Here is a 20,981-nt window from a genome sequence, read left to right on the forward strand (position 1 = left end):
CGCGCCCCCGGCCCCATCGTCGCCCTCCTCGAGGACGAACGCGTCACCGTCGAACTGATCAACGACGGCGTGCACCTGCACCCCTCCGTCCTCGATCTCGCCTACCTCACCGCCGGCGCCTCCCGCGTCGCCCTGATCACCGACGCCATGGGCGCCGCCGGCATGGGCGACGGCCTCTACCCCCTCGGCCCCCTCCAGGTCGAAGTCAGGAACGGCGTCGCCATGCTCACCGACGGCAGCTCCATCGCCGGCTCCACGCTCACCCTGGACGTCGCGTTCAAGCGCTCCGTCACCGTCAACGGCCTGACCCCGAACCAGGCCGTCGAGTCGCTCTGCGCCGTCCCCGCCCGCCTGCTCGGCCTCGCCGACACCGTCGGCTCGCTGGAGACCGGCAAGAACGCCGACCTCGTCGTGGTCGACTCCCACACCTACGACCTCGTCGCCGTGATGCGCCGCGGCGAGTGGATCACCGGCGGGGACCGGTTCCCGCGCGTCCGGCGCGAGGTCCTGTCCGACCGGTCGCACGCCCGGCAGGACCGGCCGGACAGGACCTGAGCCCGCCGCCCACCCACCACCGTCAGCCGGCCACCCCTGCCAGGGCCCGCTGCCGCTCCTGGATGCCGTGGAGCTCGGCGACGATGTCGCGGAGCGTGCGGCAGTCCGGCGGGAGGGCGTCCACCGCGGGGCGGCCCGCCGGAGCGGCCCGGCCGTCCAGCGCGTCCGCCACCTCACCGACCGCCGAGACCACCTGGCCGACCGCCGCCGCGCCGGGCGGCTCCCAGCCGTGCGCCAGCCGGATGGCGCAGGCGGTCGCGGCGTCGGCGATCCGCTCGGCTCGCACCGCCACCTTCAGCCAGTCCTCGCCCGGGTCCGCCAGCAGCTCCACCCGCACGGTCTCGGCCGACACCCGGGCCTCCGCGAGCGCCCGGTAGGCGCTGCGGCGCAGTTCGGCGCGCCGCCCCGCCTCGGCCCCGGGTGCGGCCCCCGGGCCGGGTGGCGCCGCCCCCGGGTCGGGTGGCCCGGTCAGCACCTCGTCCAGGTAGCGCTGGGTGTGGCGCAGCGCCTCGGCGCAGCGGTGCCCGACCCGGGCCCGGGTGTCGACCAGCCGCGGCAGGTGCCCGACCACCAGGACCACCGCGCAGGCGAGCGCCGTGTCCGCGAGCCGGGAGGTCGCGGCCTGGGTGTCGCCGCCGAGCGAGACGAAGGCGAGGACGGTGAGCGTGACCACCCCGGTCTGGAGCGCGAAGTGCCGCAGGGACGGTGCGATGAGCGCCCCGCAGACGGCGACGACGATCACCGGCAGACCGGGAGCGGCTCCGGCCGGCACGCCGCCGAGGCCCGCGAAGAGCAGGACGCCCGCCGCCGTCCCGGCGAAGCGGTTGACGATCCGCGAGAACAGCGGGCCGTAGTCGGGCTTGACCAGGAAGGCCGCCGTGGCGGGCAGCCAGTACCAGTGGTCGGCGTGGAGCAGCAGCGCGAGCGCCGTGGTGACCGCCACGCACGCCCCCACGCGCACCCCGCACTCGCGCCCCGCCGGCCCTGCGGGGTGGATGCCCCGGCGGGAGCGGGCGGGGGCCGGCCGCTGCGAGGGCCCGCCGGTGGACGCATCGCGGGATCCGTCACGAGATCCGTCCGGGGATCCGTCAAGAGATCCGTCCGCCTGTCCGTCCGCCTGTCCGTCCGGAGCGCCGGACGGAGCGCCGGACCGGCGGTGGTCGAAGGCGAACCCGGCGGCCAGGACGGCGCGGTCGAAGGCGGTCCGGGCGGGGCTGTCGGCCACCGGGACGGGCAGCCTGCCGGGCTGGGTGTCGCCCCGGACGGCCTCCGCCAGGCGGCGCGGGCCCGCCAGCGCCATGGCCGGCAGCGCCTCGCCCTCCCAGAGCAGGGCCACACTCGCCTCGCAGAGCGCGGCGGCAGCAGCGAAACGCTCGTCCAGCCGGAGCTCCGCGGGCCGGCGGCGGCCGGGCCGGCGCAGCAGCCGCTGGAGCCGCAGCGCCTCGTCGGCCCGGTCGAGCGCCACCGTCAGCCCGCGCCGGGCGCGCTCGGCCCCGGGCGTGCCGACCGCCCGCAACGCCTCGGCCAGAGCGTCGAACACGGCCGCCACGGCCTGCCGCTCACCCTGCAACGGGCGGAACTCCGGGGCCGGCCGCACCGCGAGACGCAGCATCAGGAACCAGGCACCGCCGAGCAGGTACCAGCCCGCCTTCGCCCACGCGGGGCCGGCCATGGGCATTCCGCAGCCAAGGGCGGTGAGCACCAGCAGCTGCACCCCGGCCGCCGAGCAGACCGGCCCGGCGACGCTGACAGCACCGCAGACCACGCCCACCACCGCGAGCAGTGCCACCGCCCACCAGCCCGGGGCCTGGCCGATCAGCAGTCCGGCGGCCCCTGCCAGGGCCGGCAGGCCGACCAGCGCCGCGGCCGAGCGGGCGGTGCCGGGGCGGTCGTTGATGCCGCCGAACATCGCGGCGAGCCCGGCCAGGACGCCGGCCTGCGGCTGCCCGGCCGCGACGGCGGCCGCGAGCAGCGGCCCCATGCCGAGGGCACCGCGCAGCACGCCGCCCCAGGGGAACGGTCCGGACTGCCGCCGCAGCGGGTGGAGCAGCCAGTCCGGCGGTCTGATCTCTCGGCGGCGCACGCTCCCCCTTGGTCCACATGACACTGATCTCCCTCGGAACCGTAGGCGATCTGCCTTTCCAGACGGATTCCTGTAGGTAACGCTCCCGTTTCGTCCATCGATCCGCAGTCTGTCGCAAGGACGCCGCCCCTCGGTCCGCCGGCATGACAGCTCCGGTCGGATTCGGCCCGGGCTTGATCCGGCCGACCGCGGTGCAGGACGGGCGGGGGACGCCGTGGCGCCGCGCCGGAGGGGCTTCCGGGCGCCTGCCACGGCGAGCCGGAGTGCGGGGCGGGCGCGGGAATTGAGGAGGGGGCTTTTTAACGCTCCATCAGTTGGCTAGGCTTCCGCAGGTTTCGAAGACATGATCGACCGGCGCCACTATGATCGGCGCGGCATCGTGTCAGGTACGCGCCCACTGGACGACTCCCCAGCGGCCGACACCGCAGCACCCCTCGCCCGCCCGTCCGATCAACCTCCAAGGCGCCATGACTGCTCACCAGCAAGGCCTGATCAACCCTCCGCTCATGGCCGGAGGACCGGCCCGGTGACGATCACCCGCAAACTCGCCGTACTCGCCACGGTGCCACTGCTCGCGGTGGTGGCATTCGCGGCGCTCGCCCTGCGCATCACCGCCGGACAGGTCTTCGGGGCCGCGCAGCTGCGATCGATGGTGGCCATCAGCGCCCAGGTCGGCGACCTGACGCACCAGCTGCAGCGGGAACGCGCCTGCGCCGCCACGCTGCTGACCGGCGAGGCGAATCCCGACCGGACCAACGCCTACCTCCGGCAGATCCAGGCCACCGACGCGAGCATCGCGCAGTACCGTCAGCTGCGGGGGCGCATGCACGCCTCCCGGGGCAACTCCAGCGGGCTGCTCCGCCAGGTGGACGACGACCTGACGGGCCTGCCCGCGCTCCGCAAGCAGGTGGAGTCGAGCTCGGGTGCCGTCCTGTCGGCGACCACCTTCCACTACCGGATCGTCATCGCCGACCTGCTGGCCTACCGGGGCGCCGTCGCCGGGGCCGGACGCGCCGGGGCCGATCTCGCAAGCCGCATCAACAGCGGGGTGACCCTGGCCCGGGCCCAGGAGTCGGTGAGCCAACAGGAGGTGGCGGTCCTCACCTCGCAGGCCTCCGGCGTCCTCACCCCTGCCGCGCAACAGGCGATCACCGCCACCCGGACCGGGTACACCGAAGCCGTCCTGGAGTTCCAGCGGATCGCCACCCCGGAGTGGCAGACGTGGCTGGACCGGTCGTTGACCGGTCCCGGCATCATCGCGGCGGGCCGGCTGGAGGACGCCGTCGCCCGCGCCACGCCGGGCCGGCCGCTGCCGGTGGACGCGAGCTGGACGACCGTGATGGACGAGCGGACCGACCGGCTCCAGCAGGTCGAGCAGAAGGTCGACGCCTCGGCGCTCGACAGTGTCACCGACTTTCGCAACACGCAACGCCGACTGGCCCTGAGCGAGGGCGTGGCCGTCCTGCTCGCGGTGGTCTCGGTGATCGTCCTCGCACTCCGGCTGGGCCGGCCGATGATCCGGGAGCTGCGCCGGCTGCGCGTCGCCGCGCACGCGGTCGCCCACGAGCGCCTTCCGGCGGCCGTCACCGCACTGTCGGCGGGAGGCGCACTCGGCGAGGCCACGCCGGAGGAGTTCGCCGCCGCGGCGGGCGACGCGGTCGAGGTCCGCGGCCGGGACGAGATCGCCGCCGTCGGCGCCGCCTTCAACACCGTCAGCCGGGAGGCCGTGCGGATCGCCGCCGAGCAGGCGGCCATGCGCGACCGGATGGGCAGCGTCTTCGTCGGCCTGGCCCGCCGGGCCGAGCGGCTCACCGGCGCACTGGTCCAGGCACTCGACGCGGCCGAGCGCGACGAGCCCGACCCCGAACGGCTGGCCCGGCTCTTCGAGCTCGACCACCTGGCCAGCAGGATGCGCCGCAACAACCACAGCCTGCTCGTCCTCGGTGGCGAAGCGACGGCCCGGGTGCGGTCGACGGACGCCCCGATCGAGGACGTCCTCCGTGCGGCGGCGGCCCAGACCGAGCGCTACACCCGGATCGACGTCGGGACCACGGACCAGGGCGTCCTGGTCGAGGGCCGGGCGGTGGACCATCTGGTCCACCTCTTCGCCGAGTTGCTCGACAACGCCACCGCCTTCTCCAAGCCCGGGACCCGGGTGACCGCCGAGGCCCGGCTGCTGACCGACCGGCTCGTGGTCCAGGTCTGCGACCGGGGCATCGGCCTGGGTGAGGACCGCTGGGACGCCGCCAACGAGAAGCTGGCCACACCCTCTCCGGTCGAGATCGCCGCCGTCCGCGCGATGGGCCTGACCGTGGTCGGCCATCTGGCGTCCTGGTACGGCATCCGGGTCGAGCTGCGCCCGCGTCCGGGCGGCGGCACCATCGCCGAGGTCACCCTTCCGGACACGGTGTTCGGCGTGGCCGAGGCAGCCGACCCGGCCCCCGTCGCGGCCCCCGTCTCCGTCGCGGCCTCCGTCTCCGTGGCCGTCCCCGCGCCCGTCGAGGCCCCGTTGCCCGCCCAGGCCCCGGCGGCAGCGCCGGCGCTGCCGCCCGCCGCCTCACCGGCGCCGTCGGAGTCGACGACCGCGGGCACCACCGGGAGCGGCCTGCCCATGCGCAGGCGGCCGGCGGCCTCCGCCGCTGAGCCCGCCCCCGCCCACGCGGCGGCTCCCAGCACCTCCGGCTCCCCGCCGCCCGCCGCCCTTCCCTCGCACGGACTGGCACACCGCGACCCCGGACAGGTCTCGGCCTCCATGGCCGCCTACGCCCGCGGGATCGGCGCCAGCCGCGCCGGACGCGCCGCCCCCAAGCCACTCCTCTCCGATCCGAACCAGAAGGAAGACGCATGACCTCCCCCTCGACGCACGATCTCGACTGGCTGCTGAACGACTTCGCGGCCCGGGTCCCGGAGATCACCCACGCGGTGGCGGTCTCCGCCGACGGGCTGCTGATCGCCGCCACCAAGGAGGTCGACGCGGAGCACGCCGACCAGCTCGCCGCGATCGCGTCGGGGCTGGTCAGCCTGCTGGCCGGCGCCGCACGGCTGTTGAAGGCGGAGCCGGTGGTCAGCAACCTGACCGAGCTGCACGGCGGCTTCCTCTTCTCCATGGCGGTCAGCAGCGGCGCCTCGCTGCTGGTCCTGGCCTCGAAGGCCTGCGACATCGGCCAGGTCTCGTTCGAGATGGCCGAGCTCATCAACCAGGTCGGCCCGCAACTCACCCCCGCGGCCCGCGCCAAGCTGCTCGACACGCCCTCCTGACCGACCATCAGTTCCGGCCTGTCACGCCTACTCCGGGAGCACACATGTCACCGATACGCAGACGCCGCTCGGCAGGAGCCCTCCTGTCCGCCCTGCTACTCGCCACCGGCTGCAGCAGCGGCCACAGCGGCGGCGACGCGGCCGGCGGTGGTCGAAGCACGGTGAAGATCGGCCTGCTGGCGTCGCTCTCCGGGACGTACAAGTCCGTCGGAACCGATCTGCGGGACGGCTTCCAGCTCTATCTGGACACCCACGACGGCAAGCTCGGCGGCCATCCGGTCGACCTGGTGATCGCCGACGAGGGCGACGGTGCGCCGACCGCCCTCCCCGCCGCCACCAAGCTGGTCAAGCAGGACAAGGTCCTCGCCGTCACCGGTGTGGTCGGCGCGGGCTCCGTCGCCGCGATCTCCCCGCTGCTCGGCGAAGCCGGGATCCCGCTGGTGAGCTCCAACGGCCGCCCCGCCGTCAAGGAGGTCAGCCGGCAGTGGAGCACCAGCTTCATGTCCGACGAGCCGGGAGCCGCGATCGCCCAGTACGTGCACGACGTCGTCAACGGGCCGGTCTACGCGATCGGGCCCGACTACCAGGGCGGCTGGGACGAACTGCGCGGATTCACCGACGCGTTCGCCAAGGCCGGCGGCCAGCTCGCCGGCCCCGACGGCAAGGCGACCTTCACGCCGTTCCCCGCCACCACCGACTTCACTCCCTACCTCAACAAGATCAAGAACTCCAAGGCCAAGGCGGTGTACTGCTTCTACGCCGGCAGCGCGGCGGTCGACTTCGTCAAGCAGTACGCCCAGTCCGATCTGGCCGGCACCCCGCTGTACGCCGCCGGGTTCCTCACCGAGGGCGGCGTGCTGACCGCCCAGGGCGATGCCGCCAAGGGGATCCGCTCGGTGCTCAACTACGCCCCGGACCTGGACAACGCGGCCAACCGGTCGTTCGTCTCGGCCTGGCAGTCCAAGCACCAGTCCCCGCCCACCACATACGCGATGGCCTCCTACGACGCCGCCTCCGTGCTCGACAAGGCGATCGGCGCGGCGGGCGACAAGGTCGACCCGCAGACGCTGAACACCGCGATCGCCGGCCTCGGCCAGATCGACAGCCCCCGCGGCACCTGGCAGTTCGGCAGCAACACCCACTCGCCGGTGCAGAAGTGGTACCTGCGCGAGGTCAGGAGCGACGGCCGCGCGCTCTCCAACCAGATGGTCCAGGACCTCGCCACCATCGGGAACTGACCGGGCACCGGAGAGGGGGGCCGATGGGCCTGATCGACGCACATCTGGTGCCCGCGGTGGACGGCGTGGCCTACGGGCTGCTGCTGTACGTCGCGGCGGCCGGGCTCACGCTGGCGTTCGGGACCGGTGACGTCCTCAATCTCGCCCACGGCACCCTCTACGCCGTCGGCGCCTACACCGCCGCCGCGCTGTCGGACGGCTCATGGTGGGGGCTGCTGCTCGCGCTGGCCGTCGCCGTCGCCGCGGCCGGCGCCGGCGGCGGGCTGCTCGCCGCACTCACCGCACCGATTCGTCGGCGCGGCCATCTCGCCCAGGCACTGCTCACCTTCGGCGTGGCGCTGGTCGGCGGCGATCTGCTCAGCACGGCCGCCGGGCCCGACGACCTCCCGGTCACCCTGCCGGCGGCCCTCGACGGCAGCACCGACCTCGGCGGGCACCGCTACCCGGTCTACCGGCTGGCCTTCATCGTGGTGGCGGCGCTGCTGGCGGCCGCGGGGCAGCTCTTCCTCCGCCGCACCAGGGCCGGCGCGCTGCTGCGGGCCACGGTGGACGACTCCGCGATGGTCGCGGGCCTGGGCACCGACCCCCGTCTGGTCCACACCGCCGTGCTGGCCGGCGCCGGGGCTCTGGCGGGCCTCGCGGGCGTCCTCGGCGCGCCCATCATCGGCCCCGGCCCGCGCACGGCCGACACCGTCCTGCTGCTCTCCCTGATCGTGGTGGTGCTGGGCGGCATGGGCTCGGTCCTGGGCGCCCTGGTGGCGGCGGTGGCCGTGGGCGAGGTGCAGACCCTCGGCGTCGACCTGGTGCCGGAACTCGCCCCCTACCTCCTGTTCACGGCGATGGCCGCAGCCCTGGTCCTGCGCCGCGCCGGCGCCGCCGGAGCGGGCGGATGAACGGGATCCGGTCGGTCGCACCGGGGATCGTCCGCTCGCTCCGGTCGGCCGCGACACCCTCGGGCGGCGGCGCACGCCCCTCGGGCGGCTCCCGGCCGCCGGGCCGGGGGTCTGCCGTGCGCCCGGCCGGATGGGCGCTGCTGCTGACCGTGCTCGCGCTGTTCGGCGTACCGGCCGTGGTCGACGAGTCGACACTCGTCCTCATCACCCCGGTACCCGCGCTCGGCCTGGCCGCCGTCGGCATCACCGTACTCACCGGCCGGGCCGGGCTGCCCACACTCGGCCAGGCCGCCCCGTACGCCGTCGGCGCCTACACCACCGCCCTGCTGGGCCGCGCGGGCGTCGACGTCGGGCCGGTCCAGCTCGCCGCCGCCGCGTCGGCCGCCGCGCTCTTCGCCCTGCTGACCGGACCGGTCGTCGCCCGGGCCCGCGGCGTGACGGTCCTGATGATCACACTGGCCCTGGGAGAACTGACCGCCACCGCGGCGGCCCGCTGGAGCTCGGTCACCGGCGGCACGGACGGCCTGGCCGGCATACCGCCGGTCCGCGCGCTCTGGGGCACGGCACCGCTGACGGGGGACCCGGACGTCTACCGGTACGCGGTCGCCGTCGCCGCCTGCGCGATCACGGCGACGGTCATGGCGCTGCGCTCGCCGCTCGGGCTGCTGCTCGCCGGGTGCCGCGACGACGAGGCGCGGATGCTGGCCAGCGGCCACCCGGTCACCCGCGTGCTCCTCGGTGCCCACGTCTGGGCCGCCGCCCTGGCGGGAGTGGGCGGCCACCTGCTCGTGACCGCCCAGCGCTACGTCTCCCCCGCCGACGTCGGCTTCACCACGTCCTCGCTCTGCCTGCTCGCCGCCGTCCTCGGCGGCGTGGCCTCGCCGCTCGGCGCCCTCGCCGGCACCGCGCTGATACTGATCACCCGGGACCAGCTCGCCGCCCACTGGCCGGGGCACGGCCCGCTGCTGCTCGGCGCCCTGTTCATCGCCTCCGTGTACCTGCTCCCCCGCGGGCTCGCGGGCGTCCGCCTCCGCCGGCTCCCCCGCGGCTCCCTGCCGGATCCTCCCTCCGGTGCCCCGGCCCGTCCCGCCTCCCCGGAGGTCGGCCCGTGAACGCCCTGCTCAGCATCGCGAACGTGACCCGCCGCTACGGCGCGCTGGTCGCCGTCGACCGGCTCGACCTGACGGTCGGGCCCGGGGCACGCCACGCCGTGATCGGGCCCAACGGCGCCGGCAAGTCCACCCTGCTCGGCCTGGTCGCCGGCACAGTCGTACCGTCGTCCGGGCGGATCCTGCTCGACCGGCAGGACGTCACCCGCACCGGCCCGGCCCGACGGTCCCGCCTCGGCATCGCCCGCACCTTCCAACAGCCCGCCGTGCTCGCCGGCCTGAGCGCCCTGGACAACGTGGCCCTCGCGGCCTGGCGGCACACCGGACTGCGCGGGCTCTGGCGCCCCCGGCGGTACCGCGAACTCGGACGCCGCTGCCACGAACAGCTCGACCAGGTCGGCATCGGGCACCTGGCCTCCCACACCGCCGGGCACCTGTCCCACGGCCAGCAGCGGCTGGTGGAGATCGCGGCCGCCCTCGCCACCCGGCCCCGGATCCTGCTGCTGGACGAGCCGGCCGCCGGCCTGGCCGAGGAGGACACCGACCGGCTGGTGACGGTCCTGCGCCAGGTGTCCGCCGAGGTCGCCGTGCTCCTGATCGAGCACGACCTCGCCTTTGTCAACGCCCTAGCCGACCGCATCACCGTCCTGCACGAGGGCCGGTCGATCGCCGAGGGCACTCCGGATCAGATCAGCGCCGACCCCGCCGTCCGGGCGGCCTACCTCGACACCCGGGCCGGGTGATCCGGATGCTCGAAACGCTCTCCCTACGGGCCGGCTACCACGGCGGCACCGTTCTGCACGGCATCGACCTGACGGCCGGGCAGTTCTCCGTGCACGCCGTTCTCGGGCCCAACGGCGCCGGAAAGACGACCCTCCTGCACGCGCTTGCCGGCCTGGTCCCGGTGGGCTCGGGCCGGATCGAACTCGCCGGAACCGACGTCACCCGTCTCCCCACCCACCGCCGGGCCCGGGCCGGCATCGGCCTCGTCCCGCAGGGGCGCCGGGTCTTCGCGTCCCTGACGGTGGCCGAGCACCTCAAGGTGGCACAGCGGCGGCGGCCGACAGCCTGGTCACCGGCCCGGGTCGTCGACCTGCTCCCCCGGCTCGGCGAGCGGCTGCACCATCGCGCAGACCGCCTCTCCGGCGGCGAGCAGCAGATGCTCGCCATCGCCCGCACCCTGCTCACCGGGCCCCGTGTCCTGCTGATCGACGAGCCCACCGAAGGCCTGGCCCCCGCCGTCGCGGCCGACGTCCTCGCCCTGGCGGCCCAGTTGGCCGCCGACGGAATGGCCGTTGTCGTCACCTCCCCGCGCCCGGCCCAGGTGCTCCCCATCGCCGACCGGATCACCGTCCTCGGCGCCGGCCGGATCACGGCCGCGCTGGACGGCGCTGCCGCACGCCGGGACCCGGCCCGCGTACTCGCCGCCCTCACCCCGCCCCGCCGAACGCCACAGGAGCTGCCCTGATGCCGACCGACACGCGCTACGCCTTCGACAACCGGGCCGACGAGGCCGTGGACCAGCTGCAGGTGCTGGAGTCCTCCCTCGACCCGATCACCGCCTCTCACCTGGACCGCCTCGGGGTCCCGACCGGCGCCCACTGCTGGGAGGTCGGGGCCGGAGCCGGGTCGATCGCGCGGCTGCTCGCCCGACTGGTCGGTCCCACCGGCTCCGTGACCGCCACCGATCTCGACCCGGCCCGACTGGCCGGGTCCGCCGGGGCCGCCGGGAACCTCCTCGTCCGTCGCCACGACGTCCGGCACGAGCAGCCGCCCGGCGGCCCCTTCGACCTGATCCACGCCCGCCTGCTCCTCCTCCACCTGCCCGAACGCCGCGAGGTGCTCGCCACCCTGGCCGGCGCCCTGCGGCCCGGCGGCCTCCTGCTGATCGAGGAGTTCGACCGCAGCCCGCTCTCCGTCCTCACCCCGGTCGACCCGTCCGAACGCGAGCTCTTCTCCCGGGTCATCGACGCCGTCCTCGCCGTCCTCGGCGACCGGGGTGCCGACCTGGACTGGGGGCGCCAGGTCCAGGGCGCGATGACGGACCTCGGTCTGACCGACGTCCACACCACCGTCCACGCCGAGAGCTGGTCCCACGACGGCGGCGCCCGCCTCCACGAGATCAACTCCCGCCAGCTCCAGGAACCCCTGCTCGCCGCCGGTCTCACGCTCGACGAGCTGACCCGCTTCCGCGCGCTGGTCCGTAGGCCGGGCTTCGAGGCGCTCTCCTACACCCTGGTCTCGACCTCGGCGCGCAAGCCCGCGTGAGCAGCGCCCCGGGCCGGCCCGGCCGTGGAGGATGATGATCTCCATGAGCACTCGAGTGGACGAGGCGGGCGTGCGCCGTGCGATGCCGGCCGACCTCGCGGAGGTGGCGGTCCTGGCGGCCGAGCACGCGGCGTACGAGCGGGCGGCCCCACCGGCGCAGGGTCTGGCGGCGCTGCTCGCGGTGGAGCTGTTCGAGCGCGCGGAGCCGCGGCTGACCTGCCTGGTGGCCGAGCTGCCGGGCGGCGGGCTCGCCGGGTACGCCACCTGTACGAGCGAGTTCAGCACCTGGGAGGGGCGGCCGTACCTCCACCTCGACTGCCTCTACCTGCGCGAGGAGCACCGCGGTCTGGGCCTCGGCGCGGAACTGGTGGCCGCCGTGGTGGCCGAGGCCCGGGCTCGCGGGCTCGGACAGGTGCAGTGGAACACCCCCGCCTGGAACGAGGGCGCCATCCGCTTCTACGACCGGCTCGGCGCCACCCGCAAGGAGAAGCAGCGGTACAGCCTGGCCGTCGACACCGTCGGACCGGCGTGACGGGACAAGCCGTCGGCGCGGTCACGGGCCGCCCGTGACCGCGCCCCGGAAATATCCGCGGCCGGATTTTCCACCGGAACCGTCCCGGGCCTGCTACAGTCGTTTTTAGTTGCAGTAGTGGTTCCCATGAACTTTGTGTGCGCCTGCTGATGTTTCGCAGGCGCATTTTTGTTTCCCCGGCTCTTCCCCGGGCGGGTCATCATCGCGGCGACTCGGAGTCCGCACAGTGCGGTCTTCGGACAGCCCTTGAAGGAGATTTTTTTATGGCTAATGGCACCGTGAAGTGGTTCAACGCGGAAAAGGGCTTCGGCTTCATCGAGCAGGAGGGTGGCGGCCCGGACGTGTTCGCCCACTACTCGAACATCAACGCCCAGGGCTTCCGTGAGCTGCTCGAGGGCCAGAAGGTCGAGTTCGACGTCACGCAGGGCCAGAAGGGCCCGCAGGCCGAGAACATTCGCCCGCTGTAGTTCTTCTGCCACGGCACCCGCCCGGCAGCGAGGGGCCCGCACCGCGTACATGCCCGGTGCGGGCCCCTCGGCTTTCGCTCCACGAACGATCCCGGCCGCTCAGGCCCCTGGCTCCGCCACCGGCGGCCGGCCCCACGCGAGACGCACAGCGCCGCGTCCGGACCGGCGCCCCGCCGTGACAGCTCACGGTTCGAGGTTCTCCGCTCCCGCCCGCGCGGTGAGCGCCGACCGTAGGTGACGTGCCGCACGGCTGTGCCGTCCACGCTCCACCCGTCACACTTCTGGCCCGTTCCTTGCGATCTCCGCCGGCGCCTCGCGCTGCGGAGCCTTCCTCGAAGCGTGCCGCCCTTTGAGGAAGGTTTCCGTATGAACCGTTCCAGTCGTTCCCCGTACCAGAGTGCCGGTTCCCGCTCCGGCGGCAGCGCCTCCGGAGGCCGCTCCGCGCGCGGCAACGGCTCCGCCCCCCGCTCCGGCGGCGGCCGGCGGCCCTCCGGTGCGAGGGGGCGTCAGAGCTCCGCCCCGCAGGGCGAGTTCGCGATGCCGGTCAGCACCACCCCGTCGCTGCCGGCCGTCGAGTCCTTCGACGAGCTGGACATGCCGAAGGCGCTGCTGTCCACCCTGGCCCGCCAGGGCGTCACCTCGCCCTTCCCGATCCAGGCCGCGACGCTGCCCAACTCGCTGGCCGGGCGCGACGTCCTCGGGCGCGGCCGGACGGGTTCGGGCAAGACCATCGCCTTCGGCCTCGCCGTGCTGGCCCGCACCGCCGGCAAGCGTGCGGAGCCGCGCCGGCCGCTGGCACTGGTGCTCGTCCCCACCCGTGAGCTCGCGCAGCAGGTCACCGAGGCGCTCACCCCGTTCGCGCACTCGGTCCGCCTGCGGATCGCGACCGTGGTGGGCGGGGTGTCGATCGGCCGCCAGGCCCACGCACTGAACCGCGGGGCGGACGTCGTCGTCGCCACCCCCGGCCGTCTCAAGGACCTGATCCAGCGCGGCGACTGCCGGCTGGACGAGGTCGGCATCGCCGTCCTGGACGAGGCCGACCAGATGGCCGACATGGGCTTCCTGCCGCAGGTCACCGAACTGCTGGAACAGGTCGCGCAGGGCTGCCAGACGATGCTGTTCTCCGCCACTCTGGACCGCAACGTGGACCGCCTGGTGCGCCGCTTCCTCGACGACCCGGTCACCCACTCGGTGGACCCGTCGGCCGGGGCGGTCAGCACCATGGAACACCACGTGCTGCACGTGCAGAACCACGACAAGAACGCCACGATCGCCCACATCGCCTCCCGTGACGGCGGGGTGATCATGTTCACCGACACCAAGCACGGCGCCGACCGTCTGGTGGAGGACCTCCTCGCCAACGGGGTGAAGGCCGCCGCCCTGCACGGAGGCAAGTCCCAGCCCCAGCGGACCCGCACGCTGGAGCAGTTCCGCACCGGCCACGTCACCGCGCTGATCGCCACCAACGTCGCCGCCCGGGGCATCCACGTCGACGGGCTCGACCTGGTCGTCAACCTGGACCCGCCGGGCGACCACAAGGACTACCTGCACCGTGGCGGGCGCACCGCCCGGGCCGGGGAGTCCGGCACCGTGGTCACGCTCGTCCTGCCCAACCAGCGCCGCGAGATGGCCCGCATGATGGCCACCGCCGGGATCACTCCCACCGCCACCCGGGTGCACTCCGCCGACGAGGAGCTCGCCCGCATCACCGGTGCCCGTGTGCCCACCGGCGTGCCCGTCGTGATCCCCGACCCCGTCGTCGAGCGGCCCCGCCGCAGCGCCGCCGGAGGCCGCAACCGCCGCAGCCGTCCCGCCCCCGCCGAGCGCACCCCGCAGACCGCCACCGGCTCCCGCCGCAGGCCGCCGCGGCGGCGCGTCGCCCTCGCCGCCTAGGTCCTGGCCCGGCCGGCCTGGCCGGGAGCGCGGATCGACCGGACAGGACCTGGAACACCGCTGGGCCCGGCCCCTCACACGGGGGCCGGGCCGTTTCCGTCGGCGGCCGGCGTGCCTACGGCGAGAGCCGGCCGGTGGCGGTGAGTTCGGCGAGGCTGGTCCAGGGGCCCCGGTTGCCGGCTTCGGTGAGCGCTCTCAGCCGCAGGTAGCGGCCGGACTTGGCGGTGAAGTTCACCGTCTTGGCACCGGCGGTGTCGGCGAAGGTGCCGGTGGCCACAGGGGTGCCCCACGCGGTGGTGGAGTCCGATACGTAGACCTCGTACCGGCCGATCCGGCCGTTGACGCCGCCGTCCTGCCGGGGCAGGTAGGTGGTCGAATCGACGTCGTAGCGGGCGCCGAGGTCGATCTGGATCTCGTGCGGGAGCGGGTCCGCGCCGTTGCTCCACTTGGTGTGCCAGATGGTGCCGCCGTTGCCGTCGAAGGCGTTGGCCGCGGCGCCGTTCTCGCCCGTGGTCTCCTGGCTGTCGGCGTACGCGAGCTTCCACCCGGTCTGCGCGATCGGGCCGCTCGCCGCCACGGGCGTGCCGTTGGGCACGGTGATGCCGGTGGCGGTGACGGTGAACGCGCCGGAGGCGCTGCCGGTCTTGATCCACAGCACCCCGGCCCGGTCCGCCGGGTCGAAGTACCAGCCGGTGCTCGCGGCGTCGTACGCGGCCTTGCTGTTCAGCGCGGTGAGCGTGGTGCCGCCGGCCTTGACGGACGCCGGCGCCGTGGCGCTGTGCACGGTGAACTCGTAGCCGCGCGAGGCGGGTTTGCCGGCGTAGCTGCCGGTGGAGGCGCCGACCGAGAGGGTGACGTCGCCGGTGCCGGCGGCCGGGGCGGTGACGTCGACCCGCTGGCGGGCGTAGGCCCCGGACTGGTAGGCGCGGGTGGTGCCGTCGTCCTCGTAGAGGTCGAAGGAGGAGTTGCCGCGCGCGTAGACGTCGTAGGTGAGCGTGGAGACGGGCTTCTCGCCGGTGTAGTTCATCTGCGGCCACATCGGCACGACGCCGCCGGCCTTGACGAACAGCGGGAGGGTGTCGAGCGGCGCGGAGTAGCCGTTGAGCCAGCCCGGACCGTTGTAGACCTTGCCGGTCCAGTAGTCGGTCCAGCTGCCCGCGGGCAGGTAGATCCCGTCCCTGGTCGAGGTGTCGGAGACGACCGGGGCGACCAGGAAGGAGTCACCGGCCATGAACTGACCGCTCGTCAGGTTACCGCGCGCGACCGGGTCGTCCGGGTACTCCAGCACCATCGCCCGCGTGGAGGGCACGCCGGTGTCGTTGGCCGCCTTGCTCATCGTGTAGAAGTACGGCATCAGCCGCATCTTCAGCTGGAGGTACTTGCGGTTGGCCGACAGGTACGGCTCGGTGAACCGCCAGGGCTGCTTGTCGTTGTAGCCCGCCGACGGGTTGCCGGCGCCCCATCCGGACATCGTCATGAACGCCGGGGTGAACGCCTTCCACTGCAGGTCGCGCACGTAGGTCTGCGGGCTCCCGCCGTAGATGCCGTCGATGTCGCCGGAGGCGTAGTTGAGCCCGGACAGGCCCGCACCGGTGATCGCGGGGACGTGCCAGCGCATGGCGTCCCAGGTGCCGCTGGTGTCGCCGGTCCAGACGACGGCGTTGCGCTGGGTGCCCGCCCAGCCGTCGACCGTCCAGACGAAGCGCCGGGCGTCGGCGTTGTCCTCGATGCCGGCGACGGCCTGGTTGACGCCGGTGAAGGCGTTCTTGTAGCCGCCGCCGATCCATGCGACGTCGGTCTTCACGGCGCGTGAACCGGCCGTCCCGACCTCCCAGTCGATGTCGGCCAGCCCGGTGGAGGTCCACAGGCCGGTGTTGAACCCCTTGGCCTTGAGGCCGGCGACGGCGTCCGGCAGGTCGGTGTACCCGCAGCCGTAGCCGTCGTTGGGCAGGAACCAGCCGGACGGCATGTCGGCGGCCCGGGCGTCGGTGGCGTAACCGACCACGTCGGGCGTGGTCTGGTGGCGCAGCCGGTTGTGATCGCCGGTGTAGGCGGGGTTGGAGGCGTTGAAGCAGTCCGCGTTGCCGAGCTCCAGGCCCCAGATGGGCGCGAGGAAGGGCTTGCCGGTGACGTCGGTGTAGCCGTTGAGGACGTCCTTGAGCGAGTTGCCCGCGAAGTACCAGGCGTCGAAGCGCTTCTCGTCGTGGGTGAGCGCGGTCGGCGCACCGAAGTCGTAGGAGCCGGGCGCCCAGGTGTTGCGCATGACGCCGTAGCCGTTGGTGGACATGTAGAACGGCGCGGGGCTGGCGTTGCTGTTCTCGGTCCACCGGTTGGAGACCGAGATCGGGACGGTCTTGTCGCGCAGGGCCCACTCCCCGAGCCGCAGGCCGGTGCCGTAGAACTGCTCGTCGGCGCCGCGGGTGAGGTACTGGGTGGTCTGCGAGGCGGTCCAGCTGGTGGGCTTGGACTCCGCCCACACCAGGGTGGTGTTGTCGGCCTTGTACAGGGCGAAGGTGAGTGGCGACTTGTTGATCCGCAGGCTGATCGCCGGGGTGCTGATCCGGTAGTACGGGCCGGCGTCGGTCAGGGTGGCGCCGACGGCGCCGAAGCCGGTCCTGATGGCGAGGTCGGTACCGGCAGGGTCGTTGCCGAACGTGCCGTCCGGCGAGAGCCAGATCCGGAAGATGTCGGCCCTGGCGACGGCCACCCGGGCGGCGGCCCCGCCGGAGGTGGTGACGGTGAAGGTGTCGCCGGACCGGCTGACTCCGGTGACCTTGCCCGCCGTTGCGGCACGTGCCGTACCGGTCGGGCCGAGGACGGCGAAGAGCGAGGCGATGAGGAGCAGGGCGACGGCGACCGCGGCGGGTCTGGCGCCGGGACTGCCCGGCCTCGGCAGGACTGGGGTCGGTGCGGAACGCATGTGAGGGTCCTCCCTGGAGGAAAGCGAGCATCCGCATGCTTACTGATGCTCGAATATGTCCAGAGTGGCGCCGCTATCAGCATGAGTCAACAGGTACAGGTCAATAGCCTGCAGCGACAGAAGGTGCATTACGGGCAGCCGGCACGCCTCAGGGCGACCGTCGGGTCACTCCAACTCATCGCATGAACCGCGACAGTGACAGAGCGTCACGCCAAGGCCTCGGCCATGGGCCGGATCGGCCGGATATCGGCGGTCCGAAGCACAACGGTCCGATAACAGCACCTGGACCGGTCGGCCCACCTCGTGAATACTTCGCGACGCAGCAGCTTTCGGATCTGCTCGAAATGAGCGATCTTCACGCATAGATGAACAGTACGGCCAGGCGGCAGCCACCCACGGGGCTGCGCCCGCACGACGATCCGAAGGCTGCTGCCGACTCTCAATCCCCAGGAGTGGACCCGGCCGGAACGCGGGTCCGACGGCACGAAGGCGGTAACTGCGGTGAACGGACGTGTACTCGGTCTCTCGGTGGTGTGTACGGTCACCGCGCTCGCTCTCACGGCGTGCGGCAGCGGTGGCGGCGCCTCGGCGGACGGGAGCGTGACCCTCAAGCTGGTCGCCGCCGACTACGGCGACAAGGAGTCCAACAGCTCCAAGGCCTACTGGAACGACGTCGCCTCCGCGTTCACCGCGGCCAACCCGGCCATCAAGGTCGATGTCCAGGTGGTGAACTGGAACGACATCGACAAGCAGGTCAAGACCATGATCCAGAGCGGCAACATGCCGGACGTCCTGCAGACCGGCGGCTACGCCGACAAGGTCGCCGACGACCTCCTCTACAAGGCCGAGGACGTGCTGTCGACCGGCACCCGGGCCGGCTTCATCGACTCCTTCGCCGAGGCCGGCCAGGTCAAGGGCGTGCAGTACGGCATCCCGTTCGTCTCCTCGGCCCGCGCCTTCTTCTACAACAAGGCGCTCTTCGCCCAGGCCGGGATCACCGAGGCTCCGAAGACCTGGGACGAGGTGAAGGCCGACGCCGCGCTGGTCAAGGCCAAGGTCCCCGGGGTCACCCCGTACGCGCTGCCGCTCGGCCCCGAGGAGGCCCAGGGCGAGAGCATGATGTGGGAGCTCGGCAACGGCGGCGGCCCCACCGACAAGTCCGGCGCGTACACCCTCAACAGCCAGGCCAACATCGACACCTTCGGCTGGCTCAAGGCCAACCTCGTCGACCCCGGCCTGACCTACGCCAACCCGGCGACCACCGACCGCAAGACCGCGTTCGCCGACTTCGCCGCGGGCAAGGCGGCCATGGTCAACGGCCACCCCTCGCTGATCCAGATGTCCAAGGACGGCAAGGTCGACTATGCGGTCGCACCGATCCCCGGCAAGACCGGCCCGCTCAAGTCCACCCTCGGCGTGGCGGACTGGACCATGGCGTTCAAGAAGAACGGCCACCGGGACCAGATCAAGAAGTTCCTCGACTTCGTGTACTCCAAGGACAACACGCTCAAGTTCGACGAGACCTACAACCTGATGCCGGTCACCCAGGACACCCTGCACGAGATGACCTCCAGCGGCAAGCACAAGGACCTCGAACCGTTCTTCGCCCTCCTGCCGCAGGCCTCCTTCTACCCACTCGGTGACACCAGCTGGGACGCCGTCTCCGCCGAGATCAAGAAGAGCATCGGCACCGCCGTCGCCGGCGACCCGGCCAAGGTCCTCGGCGACCTGCAGAAGAAGTCCCAGGACGCCGTCGCGAACAAGTAGCCGCGCCCGCCCCGGCACCCACCGGCGCCGGGGCCCCGGCACGTCGCAAGCCGTGCGGCACGCGCTGCCGCACACGCCCGGAAGGCACCACCCGTGTCCCTCAAATCCGCTGCCCCCCAGGCCCGCAGGCCCGGCCGGGGCGGGCCGGCCGCCCGCTCCGGCCCCGGCAGGCTCGGCCCCCTGCCCTGGATCGGCCCGGCCGTCCTGCTGATCCTGTTCGTGGTCCTGTGGCCCGTCTACGAGATGGTCCGGACCTCCTTCCTGCGGATCAGCACCAGCGGCTTCGTCCGCGGCTCCGCCGGCTTCGACAAGTACCGCAAGCTCTTCGGCGAGACCGACCTCGGGCACGTCCTCGTCCGCACGGTGATCTGGACGGTCGCCGTCGTCGGCCTGACGATGCTGCTCTCGCTGGCCCTCGCCCAGCTGTTCAACCAGCGGTTCCCGGGCCGCCGCCTCACCCGCTGGGCCCTGATCGCGCCCTGGGCCGCGTCCGTCCTGATGACCGCCATCGGCTTCAAGTGGATGCTCAACCAGACCGCCGGCGTGCTCAACACCGCCATGACCGACCTCGGCCTGATCGACGGCCCCCAGGACTGGCTGGGCAGCCCCTCCACCGCCTGGCCATGGATGATGGGCGTCGCGGTCTTCGTCTCCCTCCCCTTCACCACCTACACCCTGCTCGCCGGGCTGCAGACCGTCCCCGGCGAGGTCTACGAGGCGGCCCGGGTGGACGGCGCCGGCACCTGGCAGACCTACCTGCGCATCACCCTGCCGCTGCTGCGCCCGGCCTTCCTGGTCGGCGTGGTGATCAACCTGATCAACGTCTTCAACTCCTTCCCCGTCATCTGGGGCATGACCCAGGGCGGCCCGGACAGTGCCACGGCCACCACCACCGTGTTCATGTACCAGTTGAAGAACACCGACATCGGCGAGTCCGCGGCCATGTCCGTCGTCAACTTCGCCCTGGTCGTGGTGATGGTGCTGGTCTTCCTCAAGGTCAGCCGCTGGAACGAGGAGGAGAGCTGATGGCCCAGCAGACGGACCGGGCCCGGCGTCCCGCCCGCCCGGCCCCCACACCCGCACCCGGCGCCGCCGCGCCCGGCTCCCGAGCACGCCTGACCGGGCGCCGGACCAGCCCGCGCACCCTGGTCATCGCGGCCGTCGCCTGGCTGCTGGCCGCACTCTTCCTGCTCCCCTACCTGGAGATGGTCGTCACCGCGCTGCGCCCGGCCGACGAGCTGCGCGACCCCGGCTACCTGCCGACCCACTTCGCCTGGTCCAACTTCGTCAACGTCTGGCGCGACTCCACCCTCGGCGGCAACCTGCGCGTGACCCTGCTGGTCGCCGGCGGCTCCACCCTGCTGGCCCTGCTGGTGGCGCTCCCCGCCGCCTACTACACCGCCCGCATCCGCTACCGCGGCCGCAAACTCTTCCTGCTGCTCGTCCTGGTCACCCAGATGTTCCAGCCGACCTCGCTACTGGTCGGCCTCTACCGCGAGTTCTACCAGCTCGGCATGCTCAACTCCGTCTGGACCCTGATCCTCTGCAACGCCGCCTTCAATCTGGCCTTCGCCATCTGGATCCTCACCGCCTACATCGGCTCCATCCCCGTCGAGCTCGAGGAGGCCGCCATGATCGACGGCCTCGGCCGGCTCGGAGCGCTGCGCCGGGTCGTCCTGCCACTGGCCATGCCCGGCGTGGTGACCGCGGTGATCTTCACCTTCATCTCCGCCTGGAACGAGTTCGTCATGGGCCTGACCCTCTCGACCGCTCCAGACAGCCAACCGCTGACCGTCGGCATCAACAGCTTCATCGGCAACTACACCGTCCAGTGGAACTACCTCTTCGCGGGATCGGTCGTCGCCATCGTCCCCGTCGTGGTGCTCTTCGCCTTCATCGAGCGCCAGGTCGTCTCCGGGCTCACCGCCGGATCGGTCAAGTAGGTCCGCCCGCCGGCTACCGGTCGGGGCACCCCCGGGTGCCCCGGCCGTGTGCTGC

The 20,981-nt window shown here is 73.0% G+C and carries 17 protein-coding genes; 15 read left to right on the forward strand and 2 right to left on the reverse strand.

Translation table 11 applies throughout. The features are described 5' to 3' along the window. A partial coding sequence (locus ACZ3YO_RS17985) for an amidohydrolase family protein (protein ID WP_465570144.1) occupies positions 1-555 on the forward strand: 555 nt, incomplete at its 5' end. A gap of 22 nt (positions 556-577) precedes the next feature. Here ACZ3YO_RS17985 and ACZ3YO_RS17990 read toward each other — a convergent pair. Then, positions 578-2,638 (reverse strand): FUSC family protein, encoded by a 2,061-nt coding sequence (locus ACZ3YO_RS17990; protein WP_465570146.1) that lies wholly within the window; start codon positions 2,636-2,638, stop codon positions 578-580. A gap of 526 nt (positions 2,639-3,164) precedes the next feature. Between ACZ3YO_RS17990 and ACZ3YO_RS17995 the strand changes: the two genes are divergently transcribed. The 11 genes from ACZ3YO_RS17995 (at position 3,165) to ACZ3YO_RS18045 (ending at position 14,296) form a co-directional block, all read left to right on the forward strand. Beyond that, positions 3,165-5,486 (forward strand): sensor histidine kinase, encoded by a 2,322-nt coding sequence (locus ACZ3YO_RS17995; protein WP_465570147.1) that lies wholly within the window; start codon positions 3,165-3,167, stop codon positions 5,484-5,486. Next, a complete protein-coding gene (locus tag ACZ3YO_RS18000) occupies positions 5,483-5,896 on the forward strand; it encodes a roadblock/LC7 domain-containing protein (RefSeq protein ID WP_331741638.1) in 414 nt (137 codons plus the stop codon). The genes ACZ3YO_RS17995 and ACZ3YO_RS18000 overlap by 4 nt, the downstream gene beginning before the upstream one ends. 44 nt (positions 5,897-5,940) lie before the next feature. Beyond that, a complete protein-coding gene (locus ACZ3YO_RS18005; RefSeq protein ID WP_465570150.1) occupies positions 5,941-7,134 on the forward strand; it encodes an ABC transporter substrate-binding protein in 1,194 nt (397 codons plus the stop codon). Positions 7,135-7,157: 23 nt separating this feature from the next. Then, the gene (locus ACZ3YO_RS18010; protein WP_465570152.1) at positions 7,158-8,027 is read left to right on the forward strand and encodes a branched-chain amino acid ABC transporter permease; all 870 of its coding nucleotides are present in this window, start codon (positions 7,158-7,160) and stop codon (positions 8,025-8,027) included. A 116-nt stretch (positions 8,028-8,143) separates the two neighbouring features. After that, positions 8,144-9,139, forward strand: coding sequence for a branched-chain amino acid ABC transporter permease (locus ACZ3YO_RS18015; protein WP_465570154.1), 996 nt, complete (start codon positions 8,144-8,146; stop codon positions 9,137-9,139). Beyond that, positions 9,136-9,879, forward strand: a complete 744-nt coding sequence (locus tag ACZ3YO_RS18020; RefSeq protein ID WP_465570156.1) for an ABC transporter ATP-binding protein — start codon at positions 9,136-9,138, stop codon at positions 9,877-9,879. Before ACZ3YO_RS18015 ends, ACZ3YO_RS18020 begins: the two co-directional genes overlap by 4 nt. A 5-nt stretch (positions 9,880-9,884) precedes the next feature. Then, on the forward strand, positions 9,885-10,604 hold the full coding sequence (locus ACZ3YO_RS18025) for an ABC transporter ATP-binding protein (protein WP_465570157.1): 720 nt from the start codon (positions 9,885-9,887) through the stop codon (positions 10,602-10,604). Continuing rightward, entirely contained in the window at positions 10,604-11,404 is an 801-nt protein-coding gene (locus tag ACZ3YO_RS18030; RefSeq protein ID WP_465570159.1) for a class I SAM-dependent methyltransferase, read from the forward strand. Before ACZ3YO_RS18025 ends, ACZ3YO_RS18030 begins: the two co-directional genes overlap by 1 nt. Before the next feature lie 43 nt (positions 11,405-11,447). Next, positions 11,448-11,936: a GNAT family N-acetyltransferase gene (locus ACZ3YO_RS18035; protein WP_465570161.1), complete on the forward strand. Its 489-nt coding sequence runs from the start codon at positions 11,448-11,450 to the stop codon at positions 11,934-11,936. Between the two features lie 263 nt (positions 11,937-12,199). Then, entirely contained in the window at positions 12,200-12,403 is a 204-nt protein-coding gene (locus ACZ3YO_RS18040) for a cold-shock protein (protein ID WP_042388274.1), read from the forward strand. 366 nt (positions 12,404-12,769) lie between these two features. Continuing rightward, a complete protein-coding gene (locus ACZ3YO_RS18045) occupies positions 12,770-14,296 on the forward strand; it encodes a DEAD/DEAH box helicase (RefSeq protein ID WP_465570163.1) in 1,527 nt (508 codons plus the stop codon). A 115-nt stretch (positions 14,297-14,411) separates the two neighbouring features. Here ACZ3YO_RS18045 and ACZ3YO_RS18050 read toward each other — a convergent pair whose 3' ends face one another. After that, positions 14,412-17,216 (reverse strand): TIM-barrel domain-containing protein, encoded by a 2,805-nt coding sequence (locus ACZ3YO_RS18050; RefSeq protein ID WP_465570165.1) that lies wholly within the window; start codon positions 17,214-17,216, stop codon positions 14,412-14,414. Between the two features lie 501 nt (positions 17,217-17,717). Between ACZ3YO_RS18050 and ACZ3YO_RS18055 the strand changes: the two genes are divergently transcribed. The 3 genes from ACZ3YO_RS18055 to ACZ3YO_RS18065 all read left to right on the forward strand — a co-directional run bounded on the left by ACZ3YO_RS18055 (position 17,718) and on the right by ACZ3YO_RS18065 (position 20,926). Then, on the forward strand, positions 17,718-18,983 hold the full coding sequence (locus tag ACZ3YO_RS18055; protein ID WP_465551877.1) for an extracellular solute-binding protein: 1,266 nt from the start codon (positions 17,718-17,720) through the stop codon (positions 18,981-18,983). A gap of 93 nt (positions 18,984-19,076) precedes the next feature. Further along, positions 19,077-20,009 (forward strand): carbohydrate ABC transporter permease, encoded by a 933-nt coding sequence (locus tag ACZ3YO_RS18060; RefSeq protein WP_465570168.1) that lies wholly within the window; start codon positions 19,077-19,079, stop codon positions 20,007-20,009. Beyond that, a complete protein-coding gene (locus tag ACZ3YO_RS18065; RefSeq protein ID WP_465570170.1) occupies positions 20,009-20,926 on the forward strand; it encodes a carbohydrate ABC transporter permease in 918 nt (305 codons plus the stop codon). Before ACZ3YO_RS18060 ends, ACZ3YO_RS18065 begins: the two co-directional genes overlap by 1 nt. Positions 20,927-20,981: the final 55 nt, after the last annotated feature.

Source organism: Kitasatospora sp. NPDC022785, assembly GCF_055561295.1.